The 15,541-nt window shown below is 39.6% G+C and carries 17 protein-coding genes and 1 tRNA gene; 11 read left to right on the top strand and 7 right to left on the bottom strand.

The genetic code is table 11. The features are described 5' to 3' along the window. Nucleotides 1-11: 11 nt before the first annotated feature. On the top strand, nt 12-1,007 hold the full coding sequence (locus ACZ5YP_RS01230) for an ROK family protein (protein ID WP_464835433.1): 996 nt from the start codon (nt 12-14) through the stop codon (nt 1,005-1,007). Here ACZ5YP_RS01230 and ACZ5YP_RS01225 read toward each other — a convergent pair. Further along, the gene (locus ACZ5YP_RS01225; RefSeq protein WP_464835432.1) at nt 1,004-2,374 is read right to left on the bottom strand and encodes a stage II sporulation protein M; all 1,371 of its coding nucleotides are present in this window, start codon (nt 2,372-2,374) and stop codon (nt 1,004-1,006) included. The two genes, ACZ5YP_RS01230 and ACZ5YP_RS01225, sit on opposite strands and share 4 nt — an antisense overlap. A gap of 60 nt (nt 2,375-2,434) precedes the next feature. Between ACZ5YP_RS01225 and ACZ5YP_RS01220 the strand changes: the two genes are divergently transcribed. Genes ACZ5YP_RS01220 through ACZ5YP_RS01210 form a run of 3 tightly spaced genes read left to right on the top strand, consistent with a single transcriptional unit; the run spans nt 2,435 to nt 5,256 of the window. Beyond that, nucleotides 2,435-3,421, top strand: a complete 987-nt coding sequence (locus tag ACZ5YP_RS01220) for an isoaspartyl peptidase/L-asparaginase (protein ID WP_464835431.1) — start codon at nt 2,435-2,437, stop codon at nt 3,419-3,421. 3 nt (nt 3,422-3,424) lie between these two features. Then, nucleotides 3,425-4,000 (top strand): HAD family hydrolase, encoded by a 576-nt coding sequence (locus tag ACZ5YP_RS01215; RefSeq protein ID WP_464835430.1) that lies wholly within the window; start codon nt 3,425-3,427, stop codon nt 3,998-4,000. 59 nt (nt 4,001-4,059) lie between these two features. Beyond that, complete coding sequence (locus ACZ5YP_RS01210) at nt 4,060-5,256, top strand: FprA family A-type flavoprotein (RefSeq protein WP_464835429.1); 1,197 nt, start codon at nt 4,060-4,062, stop codon at nt 5,254-5,256. Nucleotides 5,257-5,268: 12 nt separating this feature from the next. Here the strand turns inward: ACZ5YP_RS01210 and ACZ5YP_RS01205 are convergent, their stop codons facing one another. Together ACZ5YP_RS01205 and amrS are read right to left on the bottom strand one after the other, a co-directional pair. Then, a complete protein-coding gene (locus tag ACZ5YP_RS01205; RefSeq protein WP_464835428.1) occupies nt 5,269-6,054 on the bottom strand; it encodes an ATP/GTP-binding protein in 786 nt (261 codons plus the stop codon). A gap of 2 nt (nt 6,055-6,056) precedes the next feature. Continuing rightward, nucleotides 6,057-7,145: an AmmeMemoRadiSam system radical SAM enzyme gene (amrS, locus tag ACZ5YP_RS01200; RefSeq protein WP_464835427.1), complete on the bottom strand. Its 1,089-nt coding sequence runs from the start codon at nt 7,143-7,145 to the stop codon at nt 6,057-6,059. Between the two features lie 67 nt (nt 7,146-7,212). Here amrS and prs point away from each other — a divergent pair, with 67 nt between their 5' ends. The 3 genes from prs to ACZ5YP_RS01185 are packed head-to-tail and all read left to right on the top strand — an operon-like array spanning nt 7,213 to nt 9,883. After that, nucleotides 7,213-8,112 carry a ribose-phosphate diphosphokinase gene (gene prs / locus ACZ5YP_RS01195; RefSeq protein WP_464835426.1) on the top strand — a complete coding sequence of 300 codons (900 nt, stop codon included), beginning with the start codon at nt 7,213-7,215 and terminating at the stop codon, nt 8,110-8,112. Nucleotides 8,113-8,141: 29 nt separating this feature from the next. Continuing rightward, nucleotides 8,142-9,137 carry a TRM11 family SAM-dependent methyltransferase gene (locus ACZ5YP_RS01190; RefSeq protein WP_464835425.1) on the top strand — a complete coding sequence of 332 codons (996 nt, stop codon included), beginning with the start codon at nt 8,142-8,144 and terminating at the stop codon, nt 9,135-9,137. Beyond that, a complete protein-coding gene (locus ACZ5YP_RS01185; RefSeq protein WP_464835424.1) occupies nt 9,134-9,883 on the top strand; it encodes a ribonuclease Z in 750 nt (249 codons plus the stop codon). The genes ACZ5YP_RS01190 and ACZ5YP_RS01185 overlap by 4 nt, the downstream gene beginning before the upstream one ends. Nucleotides 9,884-9,940: 57 nt before the next feature. Here the strand turns inward: ACZ5YP_RS01185 and ACZ5YP_RS01180 are convergent, their stop codons facing one another. The 3 genes from ACZ5YP_RS01180 to ACZ5YP_RS01170 form a co-directional block, all read right to left on the bottom strand. Then, the gene (locus ACZ5YP_RS01180) at nt 9,941-10,783 is read right to left on the bottom strand and encodes a hypothetical protein (RefSeq protein ID WP_464835423.1); all 843 of its coding nucleotides are present in this window, start codon (nt 10,781-10,783) and stop codon (nt 9,941-9,943) included. A 296-nt stretch (nt 10,784-11,079) separates the two neighbouring features. Further along, nucleotides 11,080-11,478 carry an RNA-binding domain-containing protein gene (locus ACZ5YP_RS01175; protein ID WP_464835422.1) on the bottom strand — a complete coding sequence of 133 codons (399 nt, stop codon included), beginning with the start codon at nt 11,476-11,478 and terminating at the stop codon, nt 11,080-11,082. Next, complete coding sequence (locus ACZ5YP_RS01170) at nt 11,471-11,992, bottom strand: AAA family ATPase (protein ID WP_464835929.1); 522 nt, start codon at nt 11,990-11,992, stop codon at nt 11,471-11,473. Before ACZ5YP_RS01170 ends, ACZ5YP_RS01175 begins: the two co-directional genes overlap by 8 nt. A 181-nt stretch (nt 11,993-12,173) precedes the next feature. Between ACZ5YP_RS01170 and thpR the strand changes: the two genes are divergently transcribed. The 3 genes from thpR to ACZ5YP_RS01155 are packed head-to-tail and all read left to right on the top strand — an operon-like array spanning nt 12,174 to nt 14,913. Then, complete coding sequence (thpR, locus tag ACZ5YP_RS01165) at nt 12,174-12,740, top strand: RNA 2',3'-cyclic phosphodiesterase (RefSeq protein WP_464835421.1); 567 nt, start codon at nt 12,174-12,176, stop codon at nt 12,738-12,740. A gap of 17 nt (nt 12,741-12,757) precedes the next feature. Next, nucleotides 12,758-14,167, top strand: coding sequence for a CCA tRNA nucleotidyltransferase (cca, locus tag ACZ5YP_RS01160; protein WP_464835420.1), 1,410 nt, complete (start codon nt 12,758-12,760; stop codon nt 14,165-14,167). Continuing rightward, nucleotides 14,110-14,913, top strand: a complete 804-nt coding sequence (locus ACZ5YP_RS01155; RefSeq protein WP_464835419.1) for a serine/threonine protein kinase — start codon at nt 14,110-14,112, stop codon at nt 14,911-14,913. Before cca ends, ACZ5YP_RS01155 begins: the two co-directional genes overlap by 58 nt. On the opposite strand, the gene ACZ5YP_RS01150 is transcribed toward ACZ5YP_RS01155, so the two are convergent. Beyond that, nucleotides 14,897-15,157 (bottom strand): hypothetical protein, encoded by a 261-nt coding sequence (locus ACZ5YP_RS01150; RefSeq protein ID WP_464835418.1) that lies wholly within the window; start codon nt 15,155-15,157, stop codon nt 14,897-14,899. The genes ACZ5YP_RS01155 and ACZ5YP_RS01150 overlap by 17 nt on opposite strands. 268 nt (nt 15,158-15,425) lie before the next feature. Between ACZ5YP_RS01150 and ACZ5YP_RS01145 the strand changes: the two genes are divergently transcribed. Continuing rightward, nucleotides 15,426-15,531: transfer RNA gene (locus ACZ5YP_RS01145), tRNA-Pro, on the top strand. Nucleotides 15,532-15,541: the final 10 nt, after the last annotated feature.

Raw genomic sequence — 15,541 nt, 5'->3', positions numbered from 1 at the left:
AGGTGTATTAGATGAACTACTACATTGTAGTCGACTTGGGAGCTACAAAGACAAGAATTGCCCTCTCAAATAGTGAAAAAATCCTCGAGAAAACAGTCTACTCAACTCCCAAGAAGGGAGATGAATACACTATTGCTAAAACCATAATAGAAGCTATAATGAATCAATGGCGTGACTTGATTAGAGATGTAAGGGGTATAGGTATTGCGAGTATAGGGCCACTAGACATACACTCAGGAGTAGTAATTAATACACCAAACCTTGAAATAAAGAGAATAGAGTTGCTTAAACCCCTCGCAGAATACTTTAGAAAACCAGTATACATAGCGAATGATGCTATAGCGGCTGCATGGGGCGAGAAACACTATGGTGATGCCCGTGGAGTAGAAAACTACGTTTACATTACACTCAGCACAGGTGTAGGAGCTGGTGTAATAGTTGATGGAGAATTATTAATTGGAAAAATGGGTAATGCACACGAAGTAGGACACATCGTCATAAACTTTGATTCAAATATAAAGTGTGGATGTGGCGGAGTAGGACACTGGGAGGCCTACGCAGGCGGCAATAACCTACCAAAACTACTTCAATACTTGGTAAAAACCAGGAGATATGATTCAGAACTAGCTAGACTGGCAAATAGTGGAAACCCTGTAGATGCAAAAACTATTTTTGAATACTATAGGAGGAAAGACCCGTTAGCACTGGATATAGTAGACCTCTACATTAAAGCAACGGCTGCGGGCATATCGTCGGTTATAAATGCATACGACCCAGAATTAATAACGATTGGTGGAAGCGTCTTTTTAAACAATGTAGACATTCTATACGAGCCCATACTTAGACTAGTGAGAGAAAACATAGCAACAGGGCTTCCAGAGATAAAGCCAACTAGGCTTGGAGACGATGTAGGACTCTATGGAGCACTAGCACTAATAGTAAATCCACCTGTTAAACTAAAGAAAATACAGAGTAGAATACTAGAGTCTCTTGGAGTTGAATACTAGAGTAGAATGATTGTTGCTACTTCTACTACTCCTGCAAGCAAGAGAACAGAGGCACCAGTGAGTACTGTTTTAACGAATTTCTTGGTGTCGTGGAATAGTAGAGTGGATGAAACAACTAGTATGGCGTAGCCAGTAAACTCTAGTATTGTATGTGGAAGGACAAGTGTTAATAAAGCAACAGTTCTAGATTCGGGTATTGTAGTAAAATAACCCATAATTACTCCGGCATTATAGCCTCCAATAGCAACTGGGATGAGCCCTATATATGGTATTACAGCTAGAATAGATATTATAAAGTTGTTTGTAAATATCATTACAACCTGTAGAACTGGGTCTTCACTGGGTATTCTACTCCCCAGTTCTCTTCTAACAATCTCTGTGTAGCTGGAAACCTCGCTACTTGCAAGTAAACCCGTTGTAAAACCAGCTATCATAATAGAGTAGAGTAGTAGTAGTGCTAAACCAGACTTTCTCCAGGAGTTTTCACTCCTCATAGAAAACAATATACTTGATACTATGAGTGCTGAACCCGCTGGGATAACAGGCATTATTGTAGATCCCAGCTTTGTATAGATAATACTCAAAATAGGAGTCAATAAAAGCAGAATATATGCGTATTTAGAACCTGAATACGTATTTGAAGGTGTACTAGTTGACTGAATTGTTCCTCTTGGCTCTGGTGGATAGGGATGGGTACTATGAATCAACTCATAGTGTTTATTGAAGCTGGTTGTAAACCTCCAAGCTATATACAGCCCGTAAGCTCCAAGTGTTAGTACAATTAATGCAACATCAAGCACTATGTAAACACTTGTTCTCTGCTTGGAGTACTTAGACTTCAATAATAGCTCTTCTTCTAGTATACAGTGTTCTATAAACGCCTTCTCTACTAGTAGTAGAATAATTGGATAGGTTATGCCAGATGAAACAATGTTTAGTAATAGACTTGTAATGGGTGATGGAAGAGAGTGTTTGTTAACCATAGACTCTAAAATACTGAGTAGGCTCTCGACGGATAAACCCTTAGTGAAGTATGTTGTAGCTACAATACTGTCGTGGAGGTGTCTTGAAACCTTTCTAACTAAGTAGTATACTGATATTGTAGATGATAGTAGATAGCCAATTATTAGTAGAGCTCCATATGAAGATAAACTATAATCTATCTGAACACTTTGAATACTGTTTTCTACAATACCTCCCCCGAGAAGGCTCTTTAAAAACCCTGATGATAAGAGTAGCAATATCCCCGAGGAGAGAAATATAAAAGGAAGTAGTATCGGTAGCAGATTTATTTTTTCGAATTTAATACTTGAAACCAGTTTTTGAAACATATCTGATTCAATTGTTGTATTTTGCGTAGATGTCAAGTTCTACACCGTGAAAAAATATTAACTAAGGGGGTTTAATCAAGCTATGGTGGTGTAGTCATGGTTAAAGCTATTATTCTACATGGTGGGGCAGGGGCCTGGCGTGTAAGGCCGGGTGTAGAGAAATCTATTGAAGCAGTTAAAAAATGCACTGAGAGAGGGTGGAGGAAGCTCGTTGAAACAAATAGTTCTCTAGAAGCGGTTGTTGAAGCAGTTAAGTGTATGGAGGACTCTGGACACTTGAATGCTGGATATGGTAGTGTACCCAATCTACTGGGCGAGAGGGAATTAGATGCTGGATTGATGACTTCTACGGGTTTAATGGGTGCGGTAGCCGCTGTCAAGGCAACTCGTAATCCAATACTACTAGCTAGAATTGTAGCCGAGAAAACACCACACGTATTACTCGCCGGTGAAAACGCTGATAAACTCGCTACAATATATGGTCTTCCACCACTACCACCAATGCCTCCAAACCTCGCAGAGAGGTATGTTGAGGTCTTAAAGAAAGTATTTAGTGAAGAACCATCAGACTACTTCTACAAGGCCTTGAAGTCTTTTGTAACAAGCAACAAGACATACTATGAAATAGTTAGAGAAATGATTGGAGTATTCGACACCGTTGGAGCGGTGGCAGTTGACGACAATGGAGTACTAGCGGCGGCTACGAGTACTGGAGGCGTAATTCTAAAACTACCTGGAAGAGTTGGAGATACACCAATACCTGGAGCTGGATTCTACGCCTCACCCAGTGTAGCATGTAGTGCAACTGGTATTGGCGAGTTCATAATTAGATCAATGCCTTGTTTAAAACTAAGTATGGAGTATGAAGCAGGTAAGACACCAGAAGAAGCATTGAGAAATGTTGCCGAATACGTAGAGAAAACAGTGGGCTCTAATACAATGGGGTTTATAGCCGTAGATAAAAACGGCAATATACTATACGCATACAATACAGAAGCAATGCTAATTGGATACATGTACAAAGACGAGGTAGTAGTAGAATTAAAACCAGAACTAAAAATAAACATTGTTAAAACCGTGTAGAAAATGACGTTGAATAACTGTTTAATAGTCGTAGACGTTGATGGAACAATAATACCACTACTTGTAAACTTCGACGAGATTAGAGAGAAAATTAGGAGACTACTCGGTATAAATCATCCATTAAAACCACTGGGAGAAAGCCTGGCCAATCTACCAATAAACGAAGAAGATAAGAGAAAGGCATGGGAGATAATTGAAAACGCCGAGCTAGAATCAATAGAGAAAATAAACCCTGAACTAGTCAGAGAAAACACATTGATTTTAAAACAATTAAGGGAAAACGGCTACAAAGTAATACTAGTAACAATGAGGAGTAGAAAAACACTACTTCCACTACTAGAAAAACTGGGTTTAACAGAGTTTTCCTCGAGCTCGCTAACTAGAGACAACTATCCAAGTAGAAAACAACAATTAGAACATGTAAAGAAGGGTTTCCAGGGTAAAATAGTGTTTATTGGCGATACAATATACGATGAAAAAGTAGCCTTTGAGCTGGGCGTAGACTTCATCAGAGTTGAATCATATATACAGCTACCGGCGGCTATAAACTCAGCTATTGAAATATGTAGAGACCTGTAAGTCTATTTGTTTCAATTTTAAGGATTCAACTCGTTACTATATACGTAAAGGTGGTCTCATTGGTTAAAACCATAGTTGAGAAAATAACTAGAAATGTATACCTTCTTAGATTAGACGATGATCAAACTCGTTACTTTGAAGCCATATGGGAAATACCCGAGGGAGTAACATACAATTCCTACTTGATAACTACTAGTGAAGGCGCAGCGGTTATTGATGGATGGAAGAAGGGGTATGGAGAACTCCACTTGGAAACAATAAGAGGTATTGTAGATCCAGGAGATGTGAGATACATCGTGGTTAACCACACCGAGCCGGATCACAGCGGCTCTATAAAAACACTTGTAGGCTCACTTAAAAACGCCACTATACTAGGACACAATATAGCAATAAGCCTACTCAACGCATTTTATGGAGTAGCAGAGAGAGTAAAACCCGTTAATGATGGAGAAGCAGTGGGGTTGGGTGAAGAAGTGTTAAGGTTTTATCATACTCCATGGCTCCACTGGCCGGACACTATATTCACATATTATGAAAAAGAGAGAATACTATTTACGTGTGATGCATTCGGCTCTTATGGCATACCCTCAAAAATCTTCTATGAAGATCTACCCGTAGCCGAAAAAGAATTGTTTAATAGATATACTAGAAAATACTTTGCAAACATAATTGGTAAACACGCTGAATGGGTTGTTAAAAACCTTGATAAACTATCCAAACTAGGTTTGAAAATAGACGTCATTGCCCCGTCACACGGTCCATTACATAGAGAGCCAAATAGAATTATTGAATTATACAGAGAGCTAGGCGAGAGGAGAGTTGTAAAAGGCAAAGTAGTAGTGGTCTATACTTCAATGTATGGATTTATAAATGAAGCAGTAGAAATCCTCGTAGACGAACTTAGAAAGAGGGGTGTTGAACCGGTAATACATAGATTCGACGATAAAGAACACTCGTTAATAAGTGAGGTAATAACAGATCTTTATGATGCTGAGACCATAGTGTTCGGGGCGGCAACCTATGACGCTGATTTATACCCAATTGGAAAATACATCCTAGAGATTATGAAAGCTAAAACAAAGGGTGTTGGTAAACGACTAGTAGTAATATCCTCGTATGGATGGGGCCCTGTCGCCGCGAAGAAAATAAAGGATTTAACTTCGGACATGGGGTTTGAAATAGTAGACACAGTGGAATTCAAGGGTAGAACTAGTGAGGCTAGAATAAGGGAATTGGCTTCTAAGATAACTAGTTGATTTTTTATTAATTCATAACATGGGGTTTGGTTCTTCTGTATAGTAGTCTTCACCGCCAGCTACTATTCTCTGTATTGCAGCATATAAATCATCAAATCCCTCGCCTGTAACATTTGAAACCGGTATTGTCTCGAAGACTGCTAGTTTCTCCACTATACTCGATACTTCCTCTTGATCCCACATTAACACAGCATCTTTCTCCATTGAAATCTCTGCTGCTAAAACATCGGGGTTTTCAATCATGTCAATAATCCTCTGTAACTGGGTGTCGTCGAGAAGGTCTGTTTTTGTCAATGCGTTTACTAGTGGTATTTTGAGTCTGACATAAGTAGATGCTACTAGTAGTAGTGCTGAGAGTAGGTTTGACGCCTGCTGTGCATAGGACGAGTCTATTAGGAATACACCAGCTGATTTAGCGTCTCCAATCAATGCTTTCAATACTAGTGGACCTGTTTGTCTAAATGCAAATAACTCCATTTGACCAGGGGTATCAATAATGACATAGTTTGATTTATAACTCCATACTTCTTCTTTTAAGTCCTCAATATTCATTAACAACATGTCTATCGAGGCTATTAGTGCGCCGTTTGGTCCAAGCCCTGTTTTCCTCATTACTTCACGTGTATCTACATAGTCTCTTACATCTACGTGTGGTTCATAGGGTAGTTCTTCTACGGCGGGGTCTAGATTAACAATTATTGAGTCTAATTGGTGGTCTTCGAGATACGTCTGTAATACACTAGTCAACGATGTTTTTCCACTACCCGCAGTACCCAAAACCACTATGAAATACGGCATTTCTACCACCATAGACTTCTAAATCTAACTCCATGGAATACTCCTTTGAAGTTTAATCTATAACCGCATACAGGGCATTTAAAGTCTTCTTTAAGCTTCCACTTTGTTATAAAAAAGCCTTTTCTCTCTACTACGAGTGCTCCACAGTTGGGGCAATACGTGTTTTCTAATGGATGTCCCCACACGTTTCCAATATATACGTGTTTCAATCCTTCCTCCATTGCTGTCTTGGCTAGTTTTTCGAGTGTTTCTACTGGTGTAGGTGGTATTTCTTGTAGTAGGTAGTCTGGGTGGAATCTCAAAAGGTGAAACGGTGTTTCAGGCCCTATGTTTTCAACAATCCACTTGGCTAGTCTTCGTATATCTTCTTCTTTATCACCTATTCTTGGTACTACGAGGTTTGTTATTTCAATCCACCATCCATTCTTCTTCATTTCGAGGAGTGCACTATATATTGGTGTTGGATCGGGTACGCCCATGTAGTTCCTGTAGAATTCAGGGTTTCCACCTCCTTTAAAATCGACTGTTGCAGCGTCTATTAATCCACTTAGTTCTCTCACACCCTCGGGTGTAATATATCCATTTGTAACCATGGTGTTAAACAATCCTTTTTGCTTAGCTAGTTTTGCAGTGTCAGCCATGAATTCAAAGAATATTGTTGGCTCATTATAGGTGTAACTTATACCTTGACACCCGGATTTCAATGCCGCTTCTACAACGTCTTCTGGATCGTATATATTCCCGAAGACTCTATCCCACCTGCTCTGGCTGAGAATCCAGTTGTCGCAGAATTTACAGTAGAAGTTACAGCCAGATGTTGAAATCGAGAATACACATGCACCTGGATGGAAGTGCATTAGGGGTTTTTTCTCTATCGGGTCTTCGTTTGCAGCTGTTAAAACCCCGTATACGAGAGTGTAGAGTTTACCCTCATAGTTGTATCTAACACCACAAGCTCCAAAAGCGCCTGGTACAATAATACATCTACGACTACATAGATTACACTTTACTCTATTTTCACTAAGAGACTCCCACAACCTAGCTGGTTTTACACCAGGATCTTCTGGGTTGAATTTTCTAAGTTTAAACATGTTGAGAGATCCACCTCTCTATAATTTAATATCTAGTATAACCCAATATATCCATGGGTGTGGATACTTGCTCGTTGTAACCGGGTTTCCCTACTACGAGTTAACTAGAGAAATCGCTTCAATACTTGGAGGAGTAGAAGTAGGAGTGGCTGAAAAGGTCTTCCCGGATGGAGAATTCTATGTGAGAATACTTGAACCAGATAAAATACCATCTAATGATGTAGTTGTTGTTTCAACTACTTATCCAAAACAAGAGAGCTCGTTATTGAAAACAATGCTTTTAATAGATGCTGTTAAACAAAACAACCCTAAGAGAATCATAGCGGTAATACCCTACATAGCCTACTCGAGACAAGACAAGGTGTTCCTCCCGGGAGAGCCTGTATCGGCTTGTATGGTGTTAAAAACACTGAAGACTATTGGATTGGATGTACTAGTAGTGGTCGACATTCACAGTCCAAAAACACTAGAGTGTTTCGGGGGTCCGGCATACAATGTACTAGTATCAGACCTACTGGTCAAGGCAGCATTGAAATACCTTGAAAACCCAATTGTTCTAGCACCAGATCAAGGCGCTCTTGAAAGAGCCTCTTATGCAGCTAGAACTCTAGGTTTAAACTATGACTTTCTAGTTAAAAGTAGAGATAGAGTTACGGGTGCTATTACATATAAACCAAAAGAACTCAGCGTTAAAGGTAGAGATGTAGTATTAGTAGACGATATAATTAGCACTGGTGGTACAATAGCAGAAGCATCTAGAATACTACTACAACAAGGAGCTAGAAGAGTAGTTGTTGCTGCAACTCATGGACTACTAGTGGGAGATGCATTGAAGAAGCTGAAAGAAGCAGGAGTAGAAAAACTAATTCTCGCAAATACTCTACTAGTAAAACACGAACACGAGTTAATAGAATACGTTAATATTACAGAGGCATTGAAACCAGTACTGGAGAAAATAACCTCCTAGGTATTTTTATACTAATACGGTTTAAGAACATGGAGGAGCATGTTGAAAACAGCTACTATTTTCTACTAAGAGGGAATAATGAATACCTAGCACTAGGAGAGCTAAAAGCACTACTAGAAGTCTATACTGGTGGAAACAGAGTAAACTGTTTTACAATGCTGTGTATAGCTAGAACTAAGAGTGAAGTAGTAGTAGAAATTATCGAGAGATCTGGGTTTTTAAAAGAAGCTGGAGTAGTAATAGGCGTATTCGACGCTTATTCAGAACAAGACGCTAGAGAAACAGGTAGACTAGTAGGTAAAAACCCGGTACACGTCTCTATTTTGAAATCCACTATTAGCGAGGAATCGGTAAATAGATTCATAGAAGTAGGGGGAATAGAAGTTGGTTTTAGAGGGCGCGGAGAATACAGGTTGTTTTTTACTGATGGACGCGCGGTTCTAGCTAGGAAGCTATTCGAGAAGGATTATGGTGTATTATTGAAGAAAGCTCGGAGCAGACCGTTTCAGAGGAGTATTGCTTTAAAACCCGATATTGCAAGAGCACTAGTCAATCTAACAAGAGCTAAAAGAGGAGATCTACTAATCGACCCGTTTACAGGTACGGGAACTATACTCTTAGAAGCCTGGGATATGGGGGTTTTAGGTCTAGGTGTTGAAATAGACTATGAACTAGTGGTTGGCTTTAAAGCCAATGTACTATATTCAAAAGCTCCAATTATACCAGTAATTAGTGATTCAAGCGAAATAGTGTTTAGAGAGGTAGATAGAATAGCCACTGATCTCCCATATGGAAGAGGAGCTAGCACACATGGAGTTGAAATAAAAAAACTATATGAATCCTTTACTCAGAGACTACAAGAATACTTGTCGAGAAATGGATATGCTTGTTTTATGACTCCACTATGGCTAGAAGACTACGTAGACGAATTAATTAGTCAATACGGGTTTAAACTAACAGAGAGATACTATGACTACGTCCATGGACAATTAACAAGAGTAATAAACGTGGTGAGAAAACAGTGAATGCCCGAATACACTTTCTAGGTACAGGTGCAGCAATGCCCGTAACGCGTTCACTACCATGTATAGCGTTGAAAGTAGACTCGGAAATATACTTATTCGACCCTGGAGAGGGATGCCAGTCAAAAATGTTTAAATACGGCCTCAGCCCGCTAAAGGTGAGAACAATATTTGTAACACACGCACACGGAGACCACTACCTGGGACTACCAGGCTTAATACAGACAATGACTCTTTCAAACCGGAAAGAGCCACTCGTGATCGCCGGGCCCCGTCAATTCATAGATACAATCAGATACATGTTTGAATCAAGTCTTATTAAACCAGGATTCAAAGTAGAACTACAAGTAGTAGATTCAAACTATTCATATAGTGACTCAAAGATAACAGTCAGCGCATTCCCAGTAAACCATAGTATTGAATCATACGGGTATCGTGTAACAATAGGAAAGAAGACCGTGTGTTATACGGGTGATACAGCACCCTCTAAGACTATAATAGAGGCATGTAGAGGAGTAGACGTGTTAATCCACGAGGCAACGTTTACAAGCCTCTACGAAGAAGAAGCACACGAGCAAAAACACTCGACTGCAAAAGATGCTGCTTTAACAGCTAGTGAAGCAGGTGTAGGACTACTGGTATTATTCCACATAAGTGCTAGACACAGCGAGGAAGAAGCACTCGTGGATGCAATAAGAGTATTCATGAAGACAATAGTGGCAAGAGAAGGCATGGTGTTATATCTATGATTCAATTACTTCATAGAAAAAAGTAGGGGGGATTTTATAGTTATTCAATCCCAAACATTACTTCATAAGTGAATGGATCATCGTCTTTATACCACCAGTAATACCAGCCGGCCCCCTACCACTTAAATCAATTACTTTGACATAGGAATCTACGATACAATGTGGTAGGCTTTCAAAGTAGTCTCTAATGACTTCAGGTGGTACTCCTAATTCAAAGACTCCATGAAACTCTTTGTTAAATAGGATTATGCTGTGACCAGCGTAGGGTCCAAGAGCATGCCACGGTCGGGAGGGTGGTTGATACGGCTGGACTGGCTCTTTAATATCTGATATTTCATATATAGCTCTTGGATACAGAGTTATATCTACTATGCAGTGTCCTGAATACTGACTACACCACCACTTCTCTTCATATACGTATTTAACATAAAAGTATATTCTAACCTTGCTGTTGCCTGTAAGTCCTCCTCTACATGCACCCACGGAGGAATATGTCAATACCTTACCACTACTCGTTAATACAGGCTTTATTTCTCCACATGTATGTGGAGAACAGAATACTCTACTCTTAAAGCTATCAAGGTATATTTTAGAGTGAGCGGTGATACAGAAGTGTGTTTCAAGGCCTTCTATACTGTATAAATAGGGGCCTTTAACCCATGCTTGACACCAACCCTGTTTTACATAGTATCCATTACTAACCTCTTGCTTCTCTATGTAGACTTTACAATCTTCGAGGACATCACTATCACTAATTACTACTTCCATTGTAGGTAGTCTACTAGCACCAATACTACTTTTATTTGAATTACTACTCTCCGAGAAAGCAAAGAATACAATGAAAAAGACTAAAACAGCGACGAGGATATATCGTACACTGAGAACTATATCTCTTTTCATTGATATATACCTCTACATTACCATGATTACACTTTCTCCCACTATATTATAAACTTTCCTTCATCATGGTTTCTTTGAGTAGCCACTATACTCTCTACTCCTATAGGGTTTACAGGGGAGAGCCGCCTAGATAACAAATCGTTTTAGCCAAACGGGGAAACGGAGACAAGTATTAGTTGCGATTATAAAACCTATTGAGCTTTCTTCTTTCTCAATATATATTCTCATCTCAGTAGAAATCCCGTTTGAATCCCATTTGGAATCAACAAGTGGGGTGTGGAAGTGAGTTGTTAATACTATTCGCTTGTTAGGTATTCGATGATCTTTTCTAATTCCTCTTCTGTTCCTTTTATTGTGAGTTTTATTGGTCCTAGTGGTGATTCTCTATAGCTGTCTATGAGGGATATTTTTCCCACGTAGCATGCTTGTTTATGGAGGAGTATGGTTATAGTGTCTCCCTCCCAGTATTTTTCTAGGTGGGCTCTAAATGCTGGTTCTATTTGCTGGGATTTAATCATGTTTCTCAGTGGTTCTAGACACTCTATTCTACTACATTTAATCCTCATTACTCTAAAACCCGTTGTTACTTCTTCTACTTCTAGGTCTTCGGGTCTAGCTATGTTTAATAGTGCTGTTTTTACTTTTTCAATGTCTTCTGTTGGTCTTACTTCTGCTTCAACAGTGATTTCAACCATGGGTTTCAACCAGTTTAAATAATATTTCACGGGCTTTTCTTTTTGCTTCTTCTATAGAGGTCTCGTTTATTATTACATAGTCTGCTAGTGCTATAACGCTCCCGATTCCAAATCCTAGTTCTGTATAGTCTCTCTTCTGGAATTCCTCGTATGTAGAGGGGTCTCCAGGCCTCTTTCTCTCAACTAGTCTCTTAAACCTTGTTTTTGGCGAGGCGTGTACAGCTATGATTACTACTTCGCCGTGTTTCTTGAATACTTCTACTTCTCTCAGGCTTCGAACCCCGTCGATTAATACTATTTTGTATTCGCTGGGTATTTTCTCAATGGTTTTAACTGCTACTATTTCATCACCGTATTCCTCTCTAAGCCTCTTTGATGTTTCAACCATGAGTTCTGGTGTTACAACACCGTGTCTTCTAAGTGTTTCTTCTCTAATTACATCGCCCATTGTGTATACTGGAATACCTATTTCTCTTGCAACTTCTGCTACAATGCTTTTACCAGAGCCGGGCATTCCAGTTAGTAATATGTATAAGCGCTTCAATAGACTACACCAATGGGTAGTCTAAGTGGTTTAGAGATTAATTATTTCTCTAGGGTTTATGAGTTTTATAGCATAATGCTTTCAATTATATAATTAAGCCTTGAGAGTTAATTACTATTGGATAGAGTGTATTGCTGATAATGGTGGTTTAATGAGCGAGATGATTAGAACATTTATAGCGATTGAAATAGAAAACAGCGATGTACTCAAAAAACTAGTAGAAGCGAGAAATAAACTAGTTGAAACAGGTGCTGATTTAAAACCTGTAGAAGACGAGAATATACATTTAACACTGAGGTTTATAGGTGAAATACCAGCCGGCCTAGTCAAGGTACTGTGTAGTGATATCTCTACATTGAAGTACAGTAGATTTGAAATGCATGTAAAAGGCCTTGGCGTCTTCCCCAATCTAGCGAGGCCGAGAGTTGTATGGGCTGGTGTAGCCGAGGGGTCTGATAAACTAGTAGAGCTGGCTAGAATAGTAGAGAGAATAGTGAGAAGACTTGGTGTTCCACCAGAGAGAGAAGAGTTTGTACCACACATTACACTTGCAAGAGTGAAAAGTGGACGTGGAGTCGACAAACTAGTTAAAACAATACAGTCTATGCAAGACATGGATTTTGGAGTTTCAAGTGTAACTAGGATTCACGTAAAAAAGAGTGTATTGACTCCAAGCGGCCCCATATACAGCGATCTCTGCACTGTTGAATTACAATAGTTGAATAGTGGTGGTCGATGGAAAACCTGGGCGAAGTAGAATTAAAAATACTAGAAGAAATCAAGCCAAAACCCAGTGAATACGAATTGTTATTGAAGACATATGAGAAAGTAAAGCATGCTATAGAAGAAACACTGAGTAAACACAGCATACGGGCTGAAGTAACACTTCAAGGGAGTGTAGCACATGATACATGGCTGAGTGGAGATAGAGATCTAGACGTATTCGTCTTATTCCCCAGTGATTGGAGTAGAGAAGACCTCGAGAAAAAAGCACTTCCAATACTGATAGAAGCAGCAAGAGAGATTGGAGAATACGAATTGAGATATGCTGAACACCCATATGTAAGAGTAAGACTAGGCGAGGTAGAAGCAGATATCGTAGCTGGTTTGAAACTAGATACACCTACACTTGCAAAAACAGCTGTTGATAGAACACCATTCCACACATTATTCATTAATAAAACACTGAGTAGCGAGCAAAGAGATCATGTTAGACTACTCAAGAAATTCATGAAGTCTATTGGTGTATATGGAGCAGAAGTTAAAACACGTGGTTTTAGCGGATATGCCGTTGAACTACTAATAGTTGCATATGGAGGTTTTAGAGAGGTTTTAAAAGCAGCTAGTGAATGGAGGCCTCCCGTAGTAGTTAATACCATTGGAGACAAGTTGACGAGAGAATTGCTGAAGAAACTACGAGATAAATACCCTGATTCACTTGTATATATGCCAGACCCAGTAGACTACTTGAGAAATGTAACAGCTAGTGTAAATGCTCGCAGTCTCTTCACGTTTATAATTGCATCACAATGCTACTTGTCTAATCCAAGTGTTTCCTTCTTTAGAGAACCAGTAGCTCCACGAGTAGAAGAATTACTAGAGAAAACTAGAAATAGGTGTATTGTATTCCTGGAATACTATTTAAAAGAACCACTACCACCAGACGTTGTATGGGGCGAGGCGTGGAGGGTTGCATCTACTGCTCCACGGGTTCTAGGCGGATTTGATATAAGGGTTTTAGACTATTCAGCTTGGAGTAATGAAAAAGATATTGTTGTAATAGCACTTGAATTAGAAAGTTGCCAGCTACCACTCTTCAAACTGTACAGTGGACCCTGTCTCGGCCATGAAGGAGATAGAATACACGGATTTATCAAGAAACACCTTGGTAGAGGATTCGGCCCATGGATAGACTATAAGGGGTGTATGGAGTCTCTAGACCCGAGGAGAGAAGTCAATGTACTAGAAGTAATCTCGGAGAGATGGAGCGAGTTTACTGTATCACCACATTTAAAGACTATTAAACCCGTAGTCGAGCTTCTCAATGAAGAAGTATTCAAGAAACTCAGCGATCTAGGTGCTACCAGGTGGCTACGAGACTTTATATTGAAGAAGCCGAGTTGGATGGAGTACTGCACTTCCTAGATAAACCAGACACGTATATTGAGCGAGTACTCTGCTTTCCCCGAGAGAATTGTAGTGAGCTCGAAGAGAGATTAGAACTCCTTAAACTAGATGGTTTCACCTATTTATTGGAAACAGGTGGTAAATTTCTCGACTTGAGAATACTTGGTAAGGGCTACTCTGCAATAGTAGTAGTTGCATACAATAAATTCAATGGAATTGGATCGCTGAAGATAAAAAGACTAGATAGTAGAAGAGAGAGTTTTACAAGAGAAGCATTATTAATGAGCGAGGCCTATCCATCTAGTTTACCACCAAAACTCCTAGCCTACCGCGACTTCTATGTTTTCTACGAGCTACTCCCGCCTGGGAAGTGTAGAGATTACACTATTGTACTAGAAGAATACTTGAATTCGAATAGATTGAATGAATTGAAAACACTATTATTAAATACCATGATTAAACTGAGAAAACTAGACTTGCTTGGTATAGACCACACAGAGATCAATAGACCAAGTGGACACGTATTTGTATGCAGAGAACAAGATGTTAAAATACTGGACTGGGAGAGCGCTAGAAAAACGCGTAGACCAGTAAATACTACATCATTTACGTCGTTTCTACTATATAGATATAGAAATAGCAGTAAACTCATAGAAACACTAGGTATTGATAGAAACAGAGTTCTAGATGCACTGAGAAAATACAAAGAATCCTATCTAGATGAAGACTTTGAAAAACTACTTGAAGCTATGCAGTTGAAGTAATAGTGGTTCTCGACGAATCAAATAGTGGTAGCGAGTCTCTTGTAAACGGCACTGCTGGTCTAATATACATATACTTGCGTACATCTCCCTCAGGCTCTTTTAAGGGGGCTTTGCAGTATGGACAGTGATAGCCAACTAGTTTTACGAATTCACGTGGAGAGATCAAACCTGTATAACTCTGGCCAACACCTTTAAACTCGTAGATTACATTTCCACAGTGGCTACATCTATATCTAACAGGCATTACTATTCACCAAAGCCAATTGGGAATATTCTATTCATTAATAGTAAAGGTAAGGGTTCACAATACAATTAATTAACATGATTAAAAATCTCATTGAGTGGGCATTTTGCGATATGCATTTTTTTAAATAAACGTGTAATGTGTTATAAAGGCTAGGTGTTTTAAAAGAAGAGAGGTGGCCGAAAGTATTGGATAGATAATGAAGTATTGTTCTACCATGGATATTCTTTTATAATCCCCTAGAGTATATCTAATGAGACTTGAAAGAGGGGCCGTCGTCTAGCCTGGCTAGGATGCCGGCCTGGGGGGATGTCCCCCGTGGCCTGGGACTCCCGGAGCGCCGGTGGTCCCGGGTTCAAATCCCGGCGGCCCCACTACGCAATA

The sequence above is a fragment of the Sulfophobococcus zilligii genome (assembly GCF_055398255.1).
Note: the sequence above shows the minus strand (reverse complement) of the source record. Positions and strands in the feature narration are given on the sequence as shown.